Source organism: Brachybacterium sp. AOP3-A1-3, assembly GCF_052378285.1.
Taxonomy (GTDB): Bacteria; Actinomycetota; Actinomycetes; order Actinomycetales; family Dermabacteraceae; genus Brachybacterium.
Window position 1 is genome coordinate 320,542 of sequence record NZ_JBQSXM010000003.1, and the last position, 21,720, is coordinate 342,261.

The window sequence follows — 21,720 nt, forward strand, 5'->3', positions numbered from 1 at the left end:
GCCGAGGTTTCGGCGAATGCTGGCCGCTGGGTGAAGCTCACCGAAGACTCCGCGAGGAAGCTCACGGTGGGTGCCGCGATGAAGGGCTCCACCGAGGGCATCAGTCGAGCAGTCGTGACGGAGAAGGGCAAGATCACGTCGATCCTTGAGTTCGCGAAGACTCCAGGGTCAATGCTCACCAACCCTGTGATGCTCGCGGGCGCTGCCGGACTCATGGCGCAGGTCGCGATGCAGCAGTCGATGGACGAGATCACCGACTATCTCGCCGAGATCGACGAGAAGGTCGACGACGTACTCCGCGCACAGAAGGATGCGGCACTCGCAGGCATGATCGGTGCGGGATTCGTGATCGAGGACGCGATGACCATCCGAGAGAGCCTGGGCCGAGTTCCGGAAACCACGTGGGATCAGGTGCAGTCCACCGCAGGCACGATCGCCAGCGCGCAGGCCTACTCGCTGCGACGGCTTGATGCCCTTGCCGTGAAGATCGAGAGCAAGACGGCGATGGCCGATATCGCAAAGGCGGCGAAGCAGGCTGAGCCTGAGATCCGAGAATGGCTCGCGGTGCTCGCGCGCACCGTCCAGCTGCTGGATGCGAAGGATGTGCTCGAGCTCGAGCGGGTGCTGGAGACGGCACCGAGGGAACTGGACCGCCACCGCCTTGCTCTGCGAGCGGCACGGCAGAACCGGCTCGAGAAGATTGCGACCAGCACCGCGATGCTTCTGGAACGCGCCGACGCCGCAGCCGGCATCGCCAACGCGAAGGTGCTGCTGCACCCGGGCACTGCCACGTCGGTGGTGCGTTCGAGCAACAGCGTCACGGCCGACGTGGCCGCGTTTCGCGGCCGGCTCGGACTCGAGGGCGAGCACGAATCCGTGGCGACAAGACGATGGGTGGAGGCTGCGGCCGATATGCGTGACGGCGTCCGGATCGGCGTGGAGGACACGGGCGCTGCTGGTGTCGATATCGCCAAGCGCCTCGGCAGCGGTGCAGCTGAGCGGGCGCGCTCAGCGCGCGGGAAGGTCTCCCGTGGGATCGGTGAGCGCGTGCAGCGCCGTCGCGAACGGGGCGAGAAGCTCAACGACGACTGAGGCTCTCCGGCGAGGATCTCCGACACCCGAGAACTCCTTGATCCCGCAACTCGCGGCCGAATCGACAGGCACGACCTGCCTCTCAGGCCGGCGGCAGGTCACGCATGGCGAGCACTCGGGCCACGATCTCCTCGTACACGTCCTGCGTGTAGTGGAACGGGGCGAGGCCCCAGCGGTGCTCGGGGTCCGCGAGCACGCCGAGGGGCTGCAGCTCGAGAATCTCGAAGCCGAGCTCGCGCAGGTGGTCGAAGTAGCGCCGATAGGCCTCGTTGGCTTCCATCGCGCTGGTACCCATGCTGAGCGGCGTCTCGCGACCGTCGACGGTGACCAGCGCCCACGGCACCTGCAGCACGATGGTCTTCTCGAAGAGGCCGAGCTCGCGCAGGCGATCACGGAACGCCTCGGCCCGCGGGGCCCAGAGCGCGAAATGCTCGTCGGAGCCGAAGGCGACATGGCGAGCCTCGTTCACGACCTCCAGAACCTCGGGCACAGCGGTGACGTCGATGCTGCGCGTGACGACGGAGCCGTCGTCGAAGACATGCACGCCATGGCGCTCATCGGTGAGGTCCCACAGCATCAGATCCACAGTCGGCGCGATCTTCTCGAGTCGCTGCTCGAGGTCTCCGGCGAAGTCGGCCTCCATCATGCGGCGCTGGAAGCGGGAGGAGACCTGGGGATCCTCGGGGAAGCGTGACGACGCGTCCTGGCCGGCGGAGATCAGCGACTGCCGCGCGACGTAGTCGGCGACGCTCAGGTGCGAACCACCGGCGAGATCCACGGTGTCCCGCGCCACGCAGCTGCCGTAGATCGCCACGCGCATCGGCGTCGTCTCGGCAGGCTGATCGGTCACGGCAGGTCCTCTATCGTTCTGGTGGCAGGGTCTCCGAGCAGGTCGGGTCGGGCGTCAGAGTACCTGGGCGTGGCGCGGTCGCCACGGAGTCGAAGCCTCCTTGTGGCGCTCCCGACAGCCGTTCTGCGGTGCTGCCGCCAGGTCGTCCGCGCTGCTGCCGCGGATCATCCGGACCGCCGACGAGACAACGTCGGGCCTCGTTGCCCCTGCTGATCATGGGATCATGGGGCGCCTGTTCTTCGCCCTACCCACCCTGAGGTGCCCATGCCCCCGCAGTCCTCGTCCCGCCTGCAGACGCTCCGCACAGGGCTGTGGCATCTGCGCACCGGTGGCCTGGCCCAGGTGCGCACCTGGAACCGGCGGCGCCGCACCGTGTCCTACGGAGTGGGCGACGGGTTGGGCAGCACAGACGCCCAGGGGCACCTCTCCTTCCCGCCGGCCCAGCTCGTCGAGCGCGCGCCTCGCCTGCAGGGCTTGCGCGTCGCGGTGATCCTCGACGACTTCTCGATGCTGGCCTGGAGCCACGAGTTCGAGACCGTCGCCGTGACGCCGTCGACCTGGCGCGAGCAGCTCACGGAGCGGCCGGTGGATCTGTTGCTGGTGGAGTCCGCCTGGCACGGCAACAAGGACGCCTGGCAGTACCAGCTCACCGGCTCGAAGGCTCCCTCCCAGCCACTGCAGGACCTTGTAGCCCACTGCCGGGCGGCCGGGATCCCCACTGTGTTCTGGAACAAGGAGGACCCGCCGCACTTCGAGGACTTCCTGGACACCGCGAAGCTCTTCGACCAGGTCTTCACCACGGATGTGACCCTCCTGCCCCGCTACCGGGAGGAGCTGGGGCACGACAACGTGGAGGTGCTGCCTTTCGCGGCGCAGTCCGCCGTGCACAATCCGATCCGCCCCAAGCACGGCCACCAGGCGCGGGACGTGGCCTTCGCGGGTATGTACTTCGCGCACAAGTTCCCCGAGCGCCGCGAGCAGATGGACATGCTGCTGGGCGGCGCGCTGGATGTCTCCTCGCGCATGGAGACGGGCTTGGAGATCTTCTCCCGCTTCCTCGGGGACGACGAGCGGTACCAGTTCCCCGGGGCCCTCGCCGATCGGGTGGTCGGCTCGCTCGGGTACGACCGGATGCTCACCGCCTACAAGGCGTACAAGGTGTTCCTCAACGTGAACTCCGTGGTCACGAGCCCGTCGATGTGCGCGCGGCGGATCTTCGAGATCACCGCCTCGGGCACGCCGGTGGTCTCCGCCCCCTCCCCCGCGATCGGGAAGTTCTTCCCGGCCGACGAGGTCCCCGTGGTCGACTCGCGGGAGGACGCCGCGCATGTGGTGCGGGCGCTGGTGCGTTCCCCCGAGCTGCGCGATCACACCGTGCACCGCGCGCAGCGGCGCATCTGGCAGGAGCACACCTACACTCACCGCGCCCGTCAGGTGCTCGAAGCCGTGAACCTCGGGAAGAAGGCCGGCCGGGCGGGCCTCACCGGTGCAGCGGGCGTGCCGGGAGTCAGCATCCTGGCGGCGACCAACCGCCCCGAGCAGCTGGGTCACCTGGTGTCCCAGATTGGCCAGCAGGTCGGCGTGGAGCGTCAGCTCCTCCTCGTCACCCACGGCTTCACCGCGCCCGCGCAGATCGTGGAGCAGGCGCGCGACCTCGGAGTGGAGAACGTGGTGCTGCTGGAGGCGCCGTCCGACTGGACGCTGGGCGCGTGCCTGAACGCGGCCGTCGAACGGGCCGACGGCGAGGTGCTGTCCAAGATGGACGACGACGACCTCTACGGCGAGCACTACCTCCACGACCTGCTGCGAGCCCGCGAGTTCTCCGCCGCGGACGTGGTGGGCAAGCACGCTCACTACATGCACCTGGCCGGGACCGACGCGACTCTCCTGCGCTTCCCCTGGATGGAGCACCGCTTCACCGACCGCGTGATGGGGCCGACGATCACCGCCGGCCGCGACGTGTTCACCGCCCATCCCTTCGCGGATATCTCCCGCGGGGAGGACACCAGCTTCCTCGACTCGGTCGTCACGGCCGGCGGGCGCATCTACTCCGCGGACCGCTTCGGCTTCACCCAGATGCGCCACGGCGACTCCGGCGGCCACGCCTGGTCCGTGGACGACCGCGAGCTGCTCGCCAGCGCGGACGTGGCCTGGTTCGGGCGCAACGACGCCCACGTGATGATCTGACCGTCCGCCCTGCCGCGCTGAGCCTGCACGACGAGAGGGAGTCATGACACGACGTCGCTGGTCCATCGCGGCCTCCGTGGTGGTCGCCGTGGTGATCGTGCTGTTCGTGGTGGGCACCTTCATCCAGCAGCCCCGAGCGCTGTTCGGCGACGGAGGGGTGTTCCGGCCGGACGAGTCGTCGACGTCCTCCCCGACGGTGGAGCCGACGCCCGAGCCATGGACCGAGCTGGACCTCCCCGGCTACGACGCCGATCCCGGGCCGCTCACTCTGACCCCGGTGGCCGATGCGGGCGGCGAGCCGATCACCGCATCTTTCGCTCTCGAGCCGGGCGCCTCTCCCGTCGGCGGCACCGTGGGGCTCAGCTTCGACGCCACCGAGCTTGCTTCAGAGCTGTGGGACTCTCCGCACTCGAATCTGACGCTGATGCTGTCTGAGCTGAACCGGCCGGCCCTGCGGTTCGGTGGCAACGGTGTGGACCGGCGGATGTGGTGGACCTCCTCGGACGAGCCCGCCCCCTCGTGGGCGGACGTCACGGTCACCCCGGCAGATCTGGAGCGGGTCGCAGCAACCGCCGAGGACGTGGATTCCCTGGTGACGATCGATCTGGATCTGGGGCACGACGACGCCGCCCGCGCCGCAGACATGGCCGCCCACGCCCGTGAAGCGTTCGGTGACCGCCTGCTCGCAGTCGCGATCGGCAACGAGCCCAACGGTTTCTTCCACGAGAATCAGCCGCAGCTCGCCGTGCGCGACAAGAGCTGGGGCCCCGAGCCATACCAGGAGTCGCTCCACGAGTATTCGGCAGCGCTCGAGAAGGCCTCGCCGGGGATCCCGGTCGCGGGTCCCGGAGCCTACGACACCACGTGGATGCGTGCCTTCACCGAAGCGGAGCTGCCGAACACGACGGCGCTCACGATGCACTGGTATCCGCTGTGGGACTGCAAGGGCCCGGCGTCCTCGATCGGCAATCCCACCCTCGAGGACCTCACCTCGCCCGCCCTGCGCGAGCGCACGCGCGAACTGGTGGACCTGGGCGTCGGGGTCGCCGAGGAGAACGATCTGCCGCTGTGGATGGAGGAGACGGGGCCGACCTCCTGCCCCGGCACCAACGAGACCTCGCGGACGCACGCTCAGGCGCTGTGGACCTCGGATTTCACCCTGACCGCAGCCGAGGCCGGAGCCGAGCGACTCGCCTTCCACTCCACGCTGCAGGCATGCAGCGGCGGCGCCCCGATGAGCCCGATCTGCGCGAACGGAACCCTTGAGGACCCGGGATTGATCGCTGCCGGCCGCACCAGCTATCTCTCGCTCATGCAGCTCGGGTACCTGCCCGAAGGCCAGGTGCTGGCGCCCCACGTGAGCGGCGACGGCGCCGTCATGGTCCACGGGGTATACGGCGACGACGGGAGCATCGCGCTGGACCTCGTCGATCTGCGGGATCCCTCGGCAGCCGACGACTCCGCAGACGGAGGCGCGGTCGCCGTGGAGGTCAGTGCCCCAAGCGGCCTTCCCGGGGACGCGCCCCAGCGCTGGGATCTGGCCGACGGCTCACGTCTCTCCGGCGACGCGTTCGATGCCCGGGAGTCCGCGCTGACCGCCCCAGCGGTGCTCGACGGCGAGTTCGTTGACGCGACGCTCGCTCCGGCCCAGCCGCTGTCCGTGACCAGCGAGCCGGGGACGGTGACGCTGCTGCGGCTGGAGCCGGCCAGCAGCGGCGCTGAGCCCTCCGACGGCTAGCAGCGCGAGCCGCTCAGGTCTGTCGATTACTCGTGAGTTCGACGACGCGGGTCCCACGCCACTGGGTCGGCCGCTCGATCGAGACCTCCGACCTGCGCGTCCTGTATCCGACGAGGAGAACGGCTCTGGACCAGCAGGTGTCCAATGCGTAGCCGAGAGGAGAACTTCTGGACGACCGCCCGCAACACCTGTTGTATAGCTGACAACTGTTGTACTGGCTGTTCCTCAGCTTCCACACAGAAGCTACTGTGATGGGCGGCGTCGCGCGCGACGTCACTACACCCTCCCCCAAACGCCAGGAGACCCGATGAGCCCGAACGTCCCCCTCGATACCGTCAGCGTGATCGGTCTCGGTTACATCGGCCTCCCGACGGCCGCGGTGCTGGCCCAGGCCGGCAAGACGGTCATCGGGGTCGACGTCAAGCAGGCCAACGTCGACGCGATCAACGCGGGCACGGTCCCCTTCGTCGAGGAAGGCCTCGAGACCGTCGTCGCCGGCGTCGTCGCCCAGGGCAAGCTCTCCGCGCAGCTCGAGACCCCCGAGGCCGACGCCTACATCGTCTCCGTGCCCACTCCGTTCAAGGGTGACCACGACGCCGACCTCTCCTACATCGAGGCGGCCGCCCGCGGCATCGCCCCCAAGCTCTCCGGCGGCGAGCTCGTGGTCCTCGAGTCGACGGCCCCTCCCGGCGCCACCGAGCACATGGCGGACGTGATCCTCACGGCTCGCCCCGAGTTCACGCTCGAGCCGAACCTCCCCAACTCGCTGTACTTCTCCCACGCTCCCGAGCGGGTGCTCCCCGGCCGCATCATGATCGAGATGGTCGAGAACGACCGCATCATCGGCGGCATGACGCCGGAGGCAGCCGAACTGAACCGCGACCTCTACGCGAGCTTCTGCCACGGCGAGCTGCTGGTCACCGACGCGAAGACGGCCGAGATGGCCAAGCTGACCGAGAACGCCTTCCGCGACGTGAACATCGCCTTCGCGAACGAGCTGTCGATCATCGCCGACCGCCAGGGCATCGACGTCTGGGAGCTCATCGAGCTCGCCAACCACCACCCTCGCGTGAACATCCTCCAGCCCGGCCCGGGCGTGGGCGGCCACTGCATCGCCGTGGACCCGTGGTTCATCGTCTCTGCGGATCGTGAACACTCCAACCTGATCCGCACGGCGCGCGAGGTCAACGACTCCAAGCCCGAGCTCGTGATCCAGAAGGTGCTCGAGAAGGCCGACAAGTTCAAGAACCCGACCGTCGCCGCCCTCGGCATCGCGTTCAAGGCCAACATCGATGACCTGCGCGAGTCCCCCAGCCGCAACATCGCCGGGTCCCTCGCGGGGAGGCTCACTGAGGGCACTGTGCTCGTCGTGGAGCCGAACGTCGACGAGCTGCCCAAGGAGCTCGCCGAGCAGGGCAACGTCGAGCTGGCAGAGCTCGACTCGGCCCTCGAGCAAGCCGACATCGTGCTCCTCCTAGTCGACCACGATCCGTTCAAGCAGATCGAACGTGGACTTCTGCAAGAGAAGATTGTTATTGACACCAAGGGTCTATGGCGGTGATCGGTTCTTGGAGAACATGGCCCCGACAGCTAAAACAGACTGTAGCCTCCTTGCGAAAAACCTATCCGACTCACCTTCCTCCGAAGACAGCCAGCAAACTTTCGGAGAGCAAGACCGAAGATGACACCCTTCTAGACAAAGCTCGACTGCTTTCCACGGATCCGACTCGATTCGAGGAGGCAATGGCTTCATTTCGATCTGCGGTTGGGATATCTCACTACGATCCCCCACTAATGCTCGAGTACGCCAAATTTCTCGTCGCACACTCACGCGGCCCAGCAGCCGAAGAAGTACTTGCCATTGCACTCGCCCATGACGGAGCGCTCGTCGATGCATTGGAACTATACCTGGAGCTCGTAAGAGAGCTAAACCTCCCGGACATCCGGGCCAGATGGGCTCTGGAGCGACTTCGTGCGGATATCGATAACCATCCCCACTCGCATCGTGCCGCTCTAGACTATGCTATACCATATCGAATGGAGGATCTTCTCGACCGGATCGGCACTACCAGCGATCCTGTCAGTCGAGCTATCACACATATCGATCGCACATACGAAAATGGAACACCCCCGACCCTTAAATCAGTGCCTGCCTGTGCGGAACTCGGGGAAAACGACTCGCTACGTGCCCATCTCACTGTCACCTTGGGTCGCGGGGACCACTCCGTCTCCATCGCACTGCTGGAGCAAGCTGATTCTCGCGCCGTTCCCATCAATGCGCTGCGACGAGCGATTCGTCGCGTGCGGGCGACAGATGGGATCGAATGGACACTTGCCTACCTAGAAAAGTACCTTTCGTTGCGGCCTCACGATTCATGGGCACTGCACCTCCAGGACGAAGCCCAGAAGAGCGCTCACAGCAACATACAGATCGGCAGGACAGGATTCCCCTTCCCCGACACACGTGCCAACCCTGCCTTCGACGTGGAACCGCGCCGCGTACTTTACCTGGTACACAATTCCTTGCCGTACAGTGCGGCTGGATATGCAACGCGAACACATGGGCTCCTCTCCGCACTCAATCGAGAAGGATGGCACATCGACGGGGTTACCAGACTCGGATATCCGTATGACCTCCCGGGGATGGCAGACATCCCCGATGTTGCCGCCATCGACGATATCGGTAACGTCACCTATCGGCGCCTACTGAGTGGCCGAGAAATCGAGAGAAAGAACCCGATTTTTCACTACACCGAGAAATATGCAGATGCCGTAGCCCACCTCGCCCACGAGGAACGCCCCGCGCTACTCCATGCCGCATCGAACCACCTGAACGGCCTCGCTGCCGTGACCGCAGCGCGTCAGCTGGGAATCCCTTCCATCTATGAAGTGCGAGGGCTCTGGGAAGTGACAAGAGGCTCGCGCGATGCCTCGTGGATGCAAAGCGATGAGTTTCACTTTCTCGCCTCAATGGAAGCGGATGTAGCCCGAGGCGCAACTCGAGTCATCACCATTACTTCAGCGCTGCGCGACGAGATGGTCCGCCGAGGGGTCGATAGCAATAAGATCCGTATCGTCCCTAACGGCGTGGACACGTCCCGCTTCACTCCGATTCCTCGGGACGAAGAGCTCGCATCCCAGCTGAACCTGGTCGACTGCACAGTAATCGGCTACGTCGGGTCCGTCCTCGACTACGAAGGCCTCGATCTATTGCTTGAGTCGGCAGAGATTCTAAACCGAACCCGCGAAGACTTCCATCTTCTCGTCGTCGGGGGAGGCGCGGAACTGCGGCGACTGCAACAAAAGTGTCGAGACCGCGAGCTCGACCATGTCGTCACCTTCACGGGTCGTGTCCCCCATGAAGATGTAGAACGTTACTATTCGCTCATTGATATCGCGCCATTTCCCCGCCTCCCGTTACCAGTTTGCGAAATGGTTTCCCCCCTCAAGCCGTTCGAAGCGATGGCCATGAGCAAGGCGGTCATCGCCTCCGACGTCGCAGCACTCGCGGAGATCATTTCACCAGGTGTCAATGGATTTCTACACGCGAAAGGCGACGTCGATTCTCTCGTCGAGATGCTCACTAAGTTGCTAGACGACCCCGACCTAACGCGTCGCATCGGTGAGCGATCTCGTACATGGGTCACGGAGAACAGAGACTGGACTCGACTGGCCACTAATGTCGCGGACATTTACCGGGAAATTACCTAAATATCTCGACCCCGGTCTCACCGCAGTGCTACGTAATGGTATACGCAGTTCTGTGTGGCCCAATTTTGCTCGGACACACAGATGAAATCATCTAAATTGGGTGGAAAGCGTCACCAAGACAGTAAACCGGCTCTTCAGAGATGAGTGTGGGCGTGCCGGTGGTGTGGTGTAGCTGGGTATAGACGTCGAGGTCCTCGATGATGAGCGGACTCTTACCTCTGCTCGCACCAAGGACCTCGACAATGCTCAACCATAGTTGCGTATGCCCCGACGCGCTCGATCGCTGCGACCGATGCGACCTTCTCCTGGACTTCCCCGGCCTCCATCTGGTGGCCGTCTCGAAGACCCGGGCCGGGCTGGTCCTCGAGGTCGAGTCCTGGGACCCGGTGACGGGATGTCCTGGTTGCGGGGTCATCGCCACTGGCCACGGCCGGATCACGATCGAGATGATCGACGCTCTCTGGGCGGGTCGGCCGGTGCGGATCCGATGGCGTAAGCGCCGCTGGATCTGCCGCGAGGACCTTTGCGCGGTGGTCTCATTCGTGGAGCAGGACCCCGAGGTCTGCGCGCCGCGTGGCCTGCTCTCGACCCGTGCGATCCGGTGGGCGATCAGCCTGCTCCGCCGCGAGGGAGCGACGATCCAGGGCTTGGCCAGGCAGCTCGGCACGACCTGGAACACGGTCTGGTCGCAGGTCCAGCCGCTCCTGGCACGGGCGGCGAATGACCCGGCCCGGTTCAAGAACGTGCGGGTCCTGGGCGTGGATGAGCACATCTGGCATCACCGTGATCCGCACAGGCGCGGGCCGAAGGAGCTCACCGGGATGGTCGACTTGACTCGCGGACCACACCCCACCGCGAGGCTGTTGGACCTGGTCCCGGGCAGATCCGGGAAGGCCTACCGCGACTGGCTGAACAACCGCGGCAAGAAGTTTCGTGAGGGGATCCGGATCGCGACGTTGGACCCGTTCCAGGGATACAAGAACGCGATCGATGACCAGCTCGAGGACGCCACCTGCGTGCTGGACGCGTTCCATATCGTCAAGCTCGGCGGTGCCGCGGTCGACGACGTCCGCCGCCGGATCCAGCAGGAGACCCTCGGCCACCGCGGCCGCAAGGGTGACCCTCTGTTCGGTATCTGCCACGTCCTCCGCGCAGGGCGTGAGCGTCTGACCACGCGCCAGCAGACACGGCTGGAGACTGCGTTCGCCGCCGATCCCAAACACGTCGCGGTCGAGGTTGCCTACCAGTGCGCCCAGGACCTCCGAGACGTGTTCCACCAGTCCACTCCACGCCCGCGCAGGGGCGCCGGCTCGCTCAGCGGCTCATCGACACGCTGCCCGGCTGCCCGATCCCCGAGATCGCGCGACTGGGGAAGACCCTGCGCCGCTGGAAGGTCGCGTTCTTGGCCTACTTCGACACTGACGGTGCGAGCAACGGCGGGACCGAGGCCGTCAACGGCATCATCGAGCTCGGCCGTCGGATCGCCCGAGGGTTCCGCAACTTCGAGCACTACCGACTCCGTATGCTCTTCATCGCCGGCGGACTCGACGCCTCACCCCACACTCAACTCTGAAGAGCCCCTTACAGCCGAAGCAAGACGCGCTGGTATCATGCCCGAGAACACCGCACACAAGCTCCGGAGACCACTCAATGCTACTACTTTCCTCATACCTATCCAAAGTTGAGCCGAAGTTCGATGGTTACTGCTGGATTGGCTCGGACCTTATAATCGGACAGTCCGGGGCAGACGATTACCAAGCCCGGACAGGCAAGAGCGTAACGCCGGGAAACGACGGATGCTACACCGTGGTATCGCGTAACGCCAACGGCTGGACGGTTGGTACAGACTCGCGGGGGCTTGCGCGCATCTTTTTCTACCAAAATGGAGACAAATGGGCGCTCAGTTCTTCTTTCTATGAGCTTATAAAGCATCTTCGATCCAACGGCGTTCGCCTAACCCATCTCGATTCACTACTTGCGGCACTTGGTGTACGACGGGGCTTTAACGATCAGCTAACGACATCGATGACACCAATTGCAAACATTGAACTTCTCCCGTCTTTCGCATCCGCGCTGATCAACCACCCCAGCATCGAGATACTTTCGTCCCCGCCCCGGAAGCTGCCCGACTACGACACGGCACTGGCAGAGTACATTTCCGTCTGGAGATCGAGACTTTCCACGCTTACCACTGATGACCGAATTTCGATTCAGTGCGACCTTAGTGGCGGCATCGATTCCCGGGCTGTACTGGCGTTCATGATCGCCGAGGAGCATTTTGATCCAAATAATCATCGCTTTGCGATCGTGTCCGCACCGCACAAAATTAACGATTTTGAAGTCGCCAGTAATATTTCAGACTTTTATCGTCTCCCGCTCGGCGTTCAGCGTCAGAAGACTAAGAGCAAGATGGGTCAAAGCCGCGCCCTGGAGGAGTGGCGTCGAGATTCTTTGGGCGTATACCTTCCGGTGTATCTCCATAGCTCCCAGTTTGATTTTGGCGCGGTTCACGCACACGGTGCGGGGGGTGGCAATTTCCGCCCGTACTATAGCGGCCGAGATGTTTCCAGTCAGGCCGCCAAAGGAAGTGCCTATATGCACCCGGACGCCTTTACTGATTGGCGAGATCGCGTAGCAGAGAGCTCGAAGAATTTGCAAGCATTTCGGCCGGACACTCCGCCGCTGGTCTTGCACTACAGAGAGTTCCGGAACCGCTTCCATTTCGGGCATCGCCCACATCACAATATTGTATTCTCTCCCTTAGAATCGATCCTGACCGATATGATCACTGATCGTCCTGATGGGCGTGACGGCAGACAGATCTACTTCGATGTCATGGAGTCTCTGGCGCCGGGATTAAAAGATATCCCTTTCGACCAGGAGTCGAAGAGTCCAACGCCTACGAATATCCAGGACCTGACCATTGTCAACGCTGCCACGGTAAGTACGGGCCGAATATTTGGGACACCCGTAGGAGGCGGGGCCGTCGGCGAGGACGGCGATGCGTACGCCGAGTGGATAGAAGAAGGGGCATTGGCCCTAGCCAAGGAAGAAGTAGCAGAAGCGATTGGGTTATCGGCATCCGAAAGCGCCCAAACCGCCGTTGACGAAGCGCGCGTAAATAAACGCCGCCTCCAGTCCCATAATGCCGATTTGCTCAATTTGTCTTTCGCCAAATCTGCAGATCTTATAATCAGCAACTAAAAGTCCTCTTCACGAATAGCGATGGGTGGTGTCATAGCGTCTAAGCAACACTCCCGGTCGGTGGGGGCTCGAGGCGAGGAGGCCTGGGATGGTGCGGCGGAGGCTCACGTTCACGGAGCGGATGGAGATCTCAACGGGATCGAAGGCCGGGTGGGGCGTCCGCAGGATCGCCTCTCACCTGGGTAGATGTCCTTCGGTGGTCTCCAGGTAGCTGCGGCGGAACTCGACGAAGACCCGTGGCTATCAAGCCGTGACCGCGGACGTGAAAGCGCAGCGTCAGCGGTCGCGCTCACAGGTCCGGAAAGTGGCGAAGGATCCGGTGCTCCAGGCCCGTGTGAACGCCGATCTCGCAGCGTCGCGGACGCCGAACGAGATCGCGGGTCGCTTGCGTCTGGATGCTGCAGACCCGACCGTTGAACGCATGGAGAACTCACCCGACGCCGAGGGTCGCACTGCCAGCGGAGAAGCGATCTACCAGTACATCTACGCGATCCCCCGCGGGTAACTCGCCACGCGCGGGGTCTTCTTGCAGTCCAAGCGGACCAAGCGCCGACCCCGCACGCCCGGCCGCACCCGGGGCGGACCGATCGTGGGGATGGTGCCCATCTGGGAGCGAGGCGAGGACGCCGCCAAGCGCCGGGTTCCCGGACATTGGGAGGGCGACCTGATCATCGGGAAGAACGGGTCCTCGTGCGCGGCGACGCTGGTGGAGCGGATGAGCGCCTTCACCGGCCTGCTGGCCCTGCCCTCCAAACACGCCGAAGGCACCGCGGACGCGGTCATCGAGTACTTCAACGAGCTGCCCGAGATGATGCAGACCTCGCTGGCCTGGGATCAGGGCAGCGAGATGGCTCAGCACGCGAAGGTTTCCCTGGCCACGGACATGCCGGTCTACTTCGCAGACCCTCATTCGCGGTGGCAACGGCCCTCGAACGAGAACACGAACCGGCTCTACCGGGAGTACATCCCCAAGGGCACCGTGATCCCTGACCATCAGCCCTACCTCACCACCATCGCGGAGGAGATCAACAACCGACCCCGACGCCGGCTGGGCTTCCTGACACCGACAGAATCCTTCGCCCGATTACTTGCCGGCGAACCCCATGTTGCTTCCACGCTTTGACACCAACTTCAGCGCGATTCCGTTATCGGTCAGCAGCCGCTGCGGGGTCCCATAGACCGCGGTGCCTTTGTTTAATACCGCGATCGCTGCTTCAGCGATCTCGCTGCCAGCCACCTGGGTGGCGACTGCGAGGCGGGAATGGTCGTCCTGGAGCTGGAAAATCACGCAGGCCCGGCCTTTGGCCAGGACGTATTGGATCGCATCCAGCTGCCAACAAGCGTTCGGTGCCGGATAGTCGAACCGTCACCAGGACGCACGTGGCCGCTTCCTCGGCTCCACCCGTGCCACACCCCGTTCGCGGAAGATCCGCGCCATCGCCGCGACCGACGGTGCCGGCAGGCCCATCGTCTTCATCCGGTCGTGGACGATGATCGGACCGTGATCTAGCCCGGATGCTTCGAGCGCGGCTCGGACCTGAACAGCCTGGACCTTCACCTACTCACCGAGCTGGACCGGGGAGGATTGGGGGCGTCTGGAGCGGGGTGCGAGCACAGCAGCAGGGCCGTCCGCGAGGGTACGTGCCCGCAGCACGTAGAACGTCTTGCGAGAGATTCCATGCTCGACGCAGAACGTGCTCACCGACCCGCGCGAAGCGTCATCAGGCCACCGCAAGATGGCGAGGCGGACAGCGGGATCGACGGGCTCGTTTCTGCTCACCGCCCATTTTCACCGACGAAGTGTCACCACCAAGAACCCTCGAAGTGTCACCGATGTCCTGAGGCAGAACTGTCACCGATGTCCTGCGACATCACACAAGCGCAAAAGAAATCACAGTTTCGCATCAATTCTAAAACCGGTGACTACGGGGCCACCCCAGTCCGAAACCTCCTTGACATCGGATATAGATCCGTCCAAAATTCCCTCGCAAACGCTTCGAAGTTTAGATAAGGCGACGCTATCGCCTGCACAGACCAGCAACTGAAGCCCCGCTTCCGTAGCCTTAAGGTATCCGGCCATTTGACCCTCTCGGGCAGTGCGAAGGATCAGATCCCGCTGAACCTTATCGATCTTTGCCCCCTGTCTCCGAATCTCATATGTATATAGCTTGCGCGACTTATAGCGATGTTCGGGAAACGGAGTGAGTTCCACTGATGCGGCAAATCCAGACCGAAGTGATGGCTTTAAAAGCGCAAGTTCGTATGCAACCCTCTCATCGCTTTCAATGCCAGAACGACTACTGGACGGAAAAAGGAAATCAAGATACGCACTCGGTACGTCTTGCCCCGCACCTTCGGTGGGGTACATGTTTACGCCGATTTGGGGGCGTGGATTCATTTCAAGAACGGTGAAGTCAGGGCTTGGCTTATCCCAGTCTTTCGCGCAGAGAACATCTACGCCTGCAATGAATATATTCGGTACGGCCTGAACCGCTCGCACCGCCGCCTCAGCAATAGCCCCGGGAAGAACGTCCGTGACGTCAACGACGTCGCCTCCCGCGGACGCATTAGCTGCCCTGCGCAACGCTAAATATCGACCTTTCTCGGGAACGGAATTCAGAGTCAAATTCTCTTCTGAGAGGCGTTGTAAAACTTCATAGTCGACTTCAATCAACCCCTTACTAAGGAAAGGGTTAGAGCTTCTTGACTTATTTTTACGGCTAATCAACTCTCGTACCGACAACTCTCCGTCGCCGCTCACATTCGCAGGAATGCGCTTGCATGCAGCAACCGCCCTATCTCCGATTACTAAAATACGAAAATCTTCGCCATCGCAATGCTCTTCGAGTACAATATTGGATACCCCTAGTTCATTTACCAGATAGTGATAGCCTGCGACGAGACTTTCGTGAGAGTTAATGCCGGTAAGTACTCCCCTCCCAGTGCTGCCCGCATTTGGCTTTAGAACCAGCGGGAATCCCACCGACCGCACAAACAGCTCAACCTCCCGCCAATCTCCAGCATTTGCATCGATAAGTATGCCCGCGGGAACTGGGATCCCCGCTGCCTTCATTAGCTGCTTCGTAAGTTCCTTATTTACGAGCTTTTTGAGGTCAGCCACTCCAGTTAAGGAAATTGGCCGCGATTGGCTCATGGACATAACCTGGCGCCCATCGCTAATTTCATATAAGTTTGAAATGTGGTCTTGGAACGTGACGGTCAGTCCGCGACGCCAGGCTTCAAGCGCGATTGTGTACGTGGAGAGCCCGCCGGACCCGTACCCCTGCCTGACTACTTCAGGCAAAAATGCTGATGGATATGAAACACTCAAGTTAAATTAAGTCCCTTCTGGACATTGCTCTTCCATCAATTCTGCGGGAACGACCGACTCGACCAGCGCTTGCCAGACGCGAGTCAGCCCATCATAGTATAGCGACTCCCCGCATCCGAGCTGTCATATTCAGCGACATCGGTGACAGTTATGTGTAAAGACTTTGGTGACAATGGTCTGATCCGGATATTCGGCCCAGGTGTTACGAGAGTCGCTCTGGTGCCGGCGGCTGCGGATAGGAAGACTAGCCCCAGCATGTCGAACGGTAACCGAAACTACCCCAAACAGGCTGCCCAGAAGCTCGGTCAGGCAGACCGGGTACTCGCCTATGGCGCGGACGTCGCCGCGGCCTGTCGCGAGCTCAACGTCATCGCGAGGAGCTACTACCAGCGGCGAAACCAGTACGGCGGGACCTCCACTCTCGCCTGCGACCTCGTCACCAAGATCCGTGATTTCATCACCGGCTGGAACCATCGAAAACTCCCATTCGTCTGGACCAAGACTCCCGAGAAATTCAACACCAAATTCAACTGCAACGAAACTTTAACGGCGAGCCACTGGGAACCTTTGGGCTCGGCGCCACAAAGAGACCTGGACCAATGACACCAATCGCTCACAGGATCTTAAACAGCGTGGTCACAGATGCTCGGACCTCTATCGGAAAGGCGAACCCGACAGACCACGTCGGTTCCATTGACCGGTCCTGGCGCGAGCGCCAGCCACGCATGGGATTCATCTGACCTCGCACCGGTTCGATGAGACGACCCGAGCTTGTGATCTTCAGACGGATCGAGTTCTCGCCGGTGGAAACGAAAATGATCTCATCATCCGCCTTTTCCAGCTCGAAGTGACCCGAGATGTTGCTCCAGAGAACGCCCTCGCGAGTGTCCGGCGACTGCGAGAACACCGAGTCTTTGATCAACAGCTCGTCTCCGGGCCGAAACACGAGTCGACGCCGGTGGATGTAGTCCGTGTGATGCACCCGCGCGGACAGGTCAAATACGCCGTCGCCCTGCGCGCACTCCGTCAGTCCACTGCCATATGGCGCTCGCTTGCGGCGGTCCTGATTCCTCCCGTCGACCATGAGCGTGTTGTGCGCCATAGTGCCCTCGAAGTACTGGCGCTCCGTCGAGGCGTAGTAGAAACCCTCGTTCCGAAGCGGTGAGTTCGGAGGCAGCAGTTCACCATACCCGTAACGGCCCGAATCCGTGAGGATTTGCTGACCCCGGTCATACCAGACCAGGGTGAGATCGTCGGCGTGTTTGTGCGCGCGCGAGTGAAACGCCGCGCTGAACGCGATATACCCGGATTTCTCGAGATCGCCGGCTGCCTTTGGAAGCGGAGATCTGACGAAAGCATAGCCGCCCTCAGAAAAAACCTTCATCTCTACCGAGGGCGGCGTGCCGTCCTTGCCATTCTTGAGGATGAAAAGCGTTTCCGGGTCAATCGACGCTGCGTTCTTGAGGACCATTCTGGTCTCCGGCGAGTCCCCGAACTGGACGATGTTTCCATCGGGTTGGACCATCCAGCCCAGGACGTTAGCAGCGCGGGAGATGCGGAGTCTGATCTCGTCATCCGTGATGAGCCCGTCCTCGACGGCCCGTTCGAACGATCTGAGCAACATGCGATGATAGTCTGGCGAGTGCTCTAGATGGACACCGTCGGAAGCGAACTGGGTGGCCGCCATCTTGCGCATACGCTCTTCACCCTGAGCCCGAGCGGAGCCGACCAAGTCGAACCACGGCGCAAATCGCGCCATGTGCAACTGGGAAGCCGCCGTGTAAAAGCCGTGATTGTTGTTGGCGTTGAATGCCCGATCACGGTGCAGTTCATCGAGGTGGCGGGACAACTCCTCGGCGAGGATGACGGCTCCGTCCCGCAGTTCTGGAAACTGCGCAACGCGAAGAGTGAGGGCCAGTAGATAGGGCACCCTCAAAGCGAGCGACATGTCGTACCACGCCATCGGGTCGTCGTCAGCATCGGCGTCGGGATGTTCAGCGATCCAGTTCAATGCAATTCGGAGGGCGGTCCGGAGCCACTCGACGTCTTCGGTCTTGTCGTACTCTCGCAAGAGAGGCTCAAGAAACGCGAGTGTATGGACGTTGAAGCCCCACGTGCGATCCGTTGCACCGTAAATCGACCAGTTCTCGATCTGAGTGACCTTCACGGGCTCGAAGGACTTGTAGCGCCAACCCTCGCCGACGATATCGTCCGCGGTCTGACGCATCGCCTCGAGCGAGAACCATCCTGTAAGACGCGGAATATCTGTCTCGGCCATGCGTTGGATTATCTCGCCTGCATTGAGATGGCGGGCGGCCAACGCGAGCTCAGCCTCCACGAGCGCGTTCCGTGGCCCGTCATACCCGAGCTTGCGATACACACGGTAATACTCGCCCACGTTGCCGAGCCACGTGCGGTGATTACGAACCCAGTTTGCGGCACGAGATGCGAGATCACCACGGAGATCGGGATCGACCAATAGTCGCTGCAGAACTCGTGCGAGATCCTCGGCGTCGCCCGCCCTGAATAGTTCCACCGCTTGGCACTGGGTAGCGATCTCCCGCAGCGCCCCCACATCGGAGAGGACAACAGTGCGCCCGGTGGAGAATGCCTCGAATGGCTTGAGGGGGGTCACTAGATCGGTAACGTCGGATTTTTTGCGCGGAACCACGAAAACGTCGATGAGACCGTAGTAGCGCAAGATGTCCTCGTGGGGAACTCGACCGGTGAAGTACACGTTCGCGATCCCCGCATCGGCGGCGTGCTGGCGCAGTGTCGACGTATAGTCGCCGTCGCCAACGAGTAGCAGACACATGGGGACGCCGCTGGACAGTTGGGCGATGCGGAACGCCTCAAGTAGCGTGTCGATGCCCTCGTATTCAACAATCGAAGAGATGTAGCCAATTGTGACAGAACCCTCCGGGAGACCGATCTGAGCGGCGAGGTCCTCGTCCCGCTCCTGGACCGGGAAGGCGTCGGTGTCGACCGCATTGGGAACGATGGTCACACGATCGGGGTCGATCGCCCCGGAGGCGGACTCGAGGATGTAGTTACGCATCACCTCGGCGAGTGTGAACACATGGTCGGGCAGCAGTCGCGCCGACTCCTCGGCTTGCTTCCGCAGTTCGTACGCGGGCGGGCGGCCATAGATGCTAAAACGAGCGTCCTGGTCGCGGGCCCAGCCGCTCGCGTTGACGATGCGCGAAAGCCACGACTCCTCCCAGAACCCTCGTGACTCGTACACCGTGGGGATCCCATACCTTTTGCCCACCACGTCGACGATCAGAGCATTGAAGAAGTCTGATTGCGCGTGCAGGATACTCGGCCGCAACTCGAGCACCACACGGGCGAACTCTTCCATATTGGATCGGAGCCACTCATCCAAGAAGTATTCATTGCGACGCCGGCCCGGCAGGACAAAATATTCAATACCCTCGACCTCGTAATACTGACGTTCCGCGGAGGGCTCTCGCATGATGCCGCTCTGGCCCACGATCACAGGTCGAAGGCCGCGGGCGGCCTGCGCGGACGCCGTGTACTGAGTGCGCAGCGTGTACCCGGTCTGCGTGTCAGGCAGAACACGCCCCACCATGTGGATGATGGGGCCGGCGGGGTCATATGCTTCCCCGTCCGGCAAATCAGCTCTCACAAGCGTCGGCTCACGGAACACAGTGATCTCTTGTTGCATCTTTTCGACGGCCAGATGATCGCTGTCTCGGCCCGTGACGTCGTAAAGGCATCCCGCGACGCGAGCGGCGAGGTCCCAATAACCCGTACGGCGGAAGAACTGGAACAGCATCCGCAGGTCAGTGAGGCGCTGGCCCGTGAGCACGTCGAAATTCTCGATCAGCGGGCGCAAGGCGAGGTAATCACCGCGCTCGACGTACTCCGCGTAGAGCGCACGTGCCTCGTCCTGATCGATGAGGGTGGCCGGCGCCCGTCCAAGCTGCAACGCCGATTCGAAGGCCAGTCGCCGGGGCATGGTGGATCGAGTGCCTAGATCGGTCACCGAAGTCTCGAGGCCCTCCAGGAAGTGCGCCGGCACGCGCCGGCGGAGGATCCGCAGCTCGGCGCGGGACCGGGCGGCCATGCCTCCGATAGAGTCCAGGCGTTGCGATGCCTCCGCCTGCCGTTCAGTGGCCTGCACGGCCTCGGTGCGGCCGCGACGCTCTTCTTCGTGCAGCCGCGCGTCCAGCCCGGACATTCGAGTCGCCATCCCATCTAGCCGTCGCGTTGCACGCTTGCTTACAACGATAAGCCCGGCGATGGCGAGCGCGACGTCGACAGCTAAGAGCACCATTCCGACCACTGCGGCCGACGCGGAACTCGTCATGATGCCCAAGGCGAACAGAATGAGCGCCGCGACCCCAATGATACTAGTGGCGACAAGCAAGGCGATGACAGTTCTTCGGATCATGACAGTTCCTTCCGCGGCTCGGACCCGAGGTCCTCGGGGCGCTCGGCATCCGCGAACTTCCACTTAATTGCCGCGACAGTTCGCTCTGCAGCCCTGCCGTCACCGTACGGGTTCACGGCATTCGCCATAGCGGCGTAGGACCCTTCGGAGTCCAGTAGCAGAGCCACCTCATCGACGAGGCGCTGACGGTGCGTACCGATCAGCTTGACCGTCCCCGAGACAACGGCCTCCGGGCGCTCGGTATTCTCGCGCATGACGAGAACAGGCTTGCCGAGACTCGGCGCCTCTTCTTGCACGCCTCCCGAGTCGGTCAGGACGATGTCTGCAAGGTTCAGCGCCTGGGTAAATTCGGCGTAGGCGAGCGGTTCGATGAGCAGGACGTTTTCCAGACCCTCAACGGCAGGACGGATCGCTGCGCGCACCTTAGGGTTCTTATGGATCGGGAACACTACGGTCAGGTCGGGGTATCTGCGGGCCAGGCCGGCCACCGCAGAACCGATATCTTCCATGGCCGAGCCCAGATTTTCACGGCGATGAGCGGTCACGAGTAGCACCCGGCCGGCGGTGTCAGCATCCTTCGCCTTCTGCAGCGCCTCGAGCCGCTTGTCCGCGAACCTCACGTTGAGGTTCTTGGTCGCGAACATCAGCGAGTCGATCACGCTGTTGCCAGTCACCACGATGTTGTTCTCGCTGATGTCCTCGTGGGTCAGATTCGCCTTGGAGCTTTCGGTCGGAGCGAGGTGGAGGGCAGCGATCTGGCTGGTAAGTTTGCGGTTCGCTTCCTCGGGGAAAGGCGAGTTGATGTCACCGGAGCGAAGACCAGCTTCCAGGTGGATCACCGGGACCTGGCGGTTGAAAGAGGCCACGGCCGCGCCCATCACAGTGGAGGTGTCGCCCTGGACGATCACGGCATCGGGCTTTTCGATCTCGAGAATCTCGTCGATCCCGGAGATAACCTTGGTAATGATGCCGTTCAGGGTCTGGCCCTCGCTCATGATGTTGAGATCGTGATCCGGGACGATCTCAAACACGGTGTTGACCTGGTCGAGCATCTCGCGATGCTGTCCGGTGACCACGCAGATGCTCTCGAGCTCCCCGTCCGCCTCGATGGCCTTGATGATGGGGGCGACCTTGATCGCTTCCGGGCGGGTGCCGTAGATGGTCATGATGCGCAGTGTCATGTTGTGCTC

The 21,720-nt window shown here is 62.5% G+C and carries 11 protein-coding genes and 3 pseudogenes; 9 read left to right on the forward strand and 5 right to left on the reverse strand.

What is annotated here, in order from left to right; all coding sequences use genetic code 11:
• Positions 1-213 precede the first annotated feature (213 nt).
• Positions 214-1,092, forward strand: coding sequence for a hypothetical protein (locus ACT3T5_RS06720; protein WP_444593944.1), 879 nt, complete (start codon positions 214-216; stop codon positions 1,090-1,092).
• Between the two features lie 82 nt (positions 1,093-1,174).
• On the opposite strand, the gene ACT3T5_RS06725 is transcribed toward ACT3T5_RS06720, so the two are convergent.
• On the reverse strand, positions 1,175-1,942 hold the full coding sequence (locus ACT3T5_RS06725) for a DUF6270 domain-containing protein (RefSeq protein ID WP_444593945.1): 768 nt from the start codon (positions 1,940-1,942) through the stop codon (positions 1,175-1,177).
• A 264-nt stretch (positions 1,943-2,206) separates the two neighbouring features.
• On the opposite strand from ACT3T5_RS06725, the gene ACT3T5_RS06730 reads away from it, so the two are divergent.
• The 7 genes and pseudogenes from ACT3T5_RS06730 to ACT3T5_RS06760 all read left to right on the forward strand — a co-directional run bounded on the left by ACT3T5_RS06730 (position 2,207) and on the right by ACT3T5_RS06760 (position 13,905).
• Positions 2,207-4,129, forward strand: coding sequence for a glycosyltransferase family protein (locus ACT3T5_RS06730; RefSeq protein WP_444593946.1), 1,923 nt, complete (start codon positions 2,207-2,209; stop codon positions 4,127-4,129).
• A 43-nt stretch (positions 4,130-4,172) separates the two neighbouring features.
• A complete protein-coding gene (locus ACT3T5_RS06735) occupies positions 4,173-5,867 on the forward strand; it encodes a hypothetical protein (protein WP_444593947.1) in 1,695 nt (564 codons plus the stop codon).
• Between the two features lie 307 nt (positions 5,868-6,174).
• Positions 6,175-7,428: a UDP-N-acetyl-D-mannosamine dehydrogenase gene (wecC, locus tag ACT3T5_RS06740; protein WP_444593948.1), complete on the forward strand. Its 1,254-nt coding sequence runs from the start codon at positions 6,175-6,177 to the stop codon at positions 7,426-7,428.
• Between the two features lie 476 nt (positions 7,429-7,904).
• On the forward strand, positions 7,905-9,578 hold the full coding sequence (locus ACT3T5_RS06745; RefSeq protein ID WP_444593949.1) for a glycosyltransferase: 1,674 nt from the start codon (positions 7,905-7,907) through the stop codon (positions 9,576-9,578).
• A gap of 242 nt (positions 9,579-9,820) precedes the next feature.
• Positions 9,821-11,151: pseudogene (locus tag ACT3T5_RS06750) on the forward strand (ISL3 family transposase).
• A gap of 233 nt (positions 11,152-11,384) precedes the next feature.
• Positions 11,385-12,782 carry a hypothetical protein gene (locus ACT3T5_RS06755; RefSeq protein ID WP_444593950.1) on the forward strand — a complete coding sequence of 466 codons (1,398 nt, stop codon included), beginning with the start codon at positions 11,385-11,387 and terminating at the stop codon, positions 12,780-12,782.
• Between the two features lie 88 nt (positions 12,783-12,870).
• A pseudogene (locus ACT3T5_RS06760) lies at positions 12,871-13,905 on the forward strand (IS30 family transposase).
• 9 nt (positions 13,906-13,914) lie between these two features.
• Here ACT3T5_RS06760 and ACT3T5_RS06765 read toward each other — a convergent pair.
• A pseudogene (locus ACT3T5_RS06765) lies at positions 13,915-14,562 on the reverse strand (DDE-type integrase/transposase/recombinase); the annotation flags it as partial.
• A 111-nt stretch (positions 14,563-14,673) separates the two neighbouring features.
• Positions 14,674-15,903 (reverse strand): hypothetical protein, encoded by a 1,230-nt coding sequence (locus ACT3T5_RS06770; protein ID WP_444593951.1) that lies wholly within the window; start codon positions 15,901-15,903, stop codon positions 14,674-14,676.
• A 465-nt stretch (positions 15,904-16,368) separates the two neighbouring features.
• Between ACT3T5_RS06770 and ACT3T5_RS06775 the strand changes: the two genes are divergently transcribed.
• Entirely contained in the window at positions 16,369-16,716 is a 348-nt protein-coding gene (locus tag ACT3T5_RS06775; RefSeq protein WP_444593952.1) for a hypothetical protein, read from the forward strand.
• Between the two features lie 10 nt (positions 16,717-16,726).
• Here the strand turns inward: ACT3T5_RS06775 and ACT3T5_RS06780 are convergent, their stop codons facing one another.
• Together ACT3T5_RS06780 and wecB are read right to left on the reverse strand one after the other, a co-directional pair.
• Positions 16,727-20,530, reverse strand: coding sequence for a glycosyltransferase (locus ACT3T5_RS06780; RefSeq protein ID WP_444593953.1), 3,804 nt, complete (start codon positions 20,528-20,530; stop codon positions 16,727-16,729).
• Positions 20,527-21,711 (reverse strand): non-hydrolyzing UDP-N-acetylglucosamine 2-epimerase, encoded by a 1,185-nt coding sequence (gene wecB / locus ACT3T5_RS06785; protein ID WP_444593954.1) that lies wholly within the window; start codon positions 21,709-21,711, stop codon positions 20,527-20,529. Before wecB ends, ACT3T5_RS06780 begins: the two co-directional genes overlap by 4 nt.
• Between the last annotated feature and the right edge of the window lie 9 nt (positions 21,712-21,720).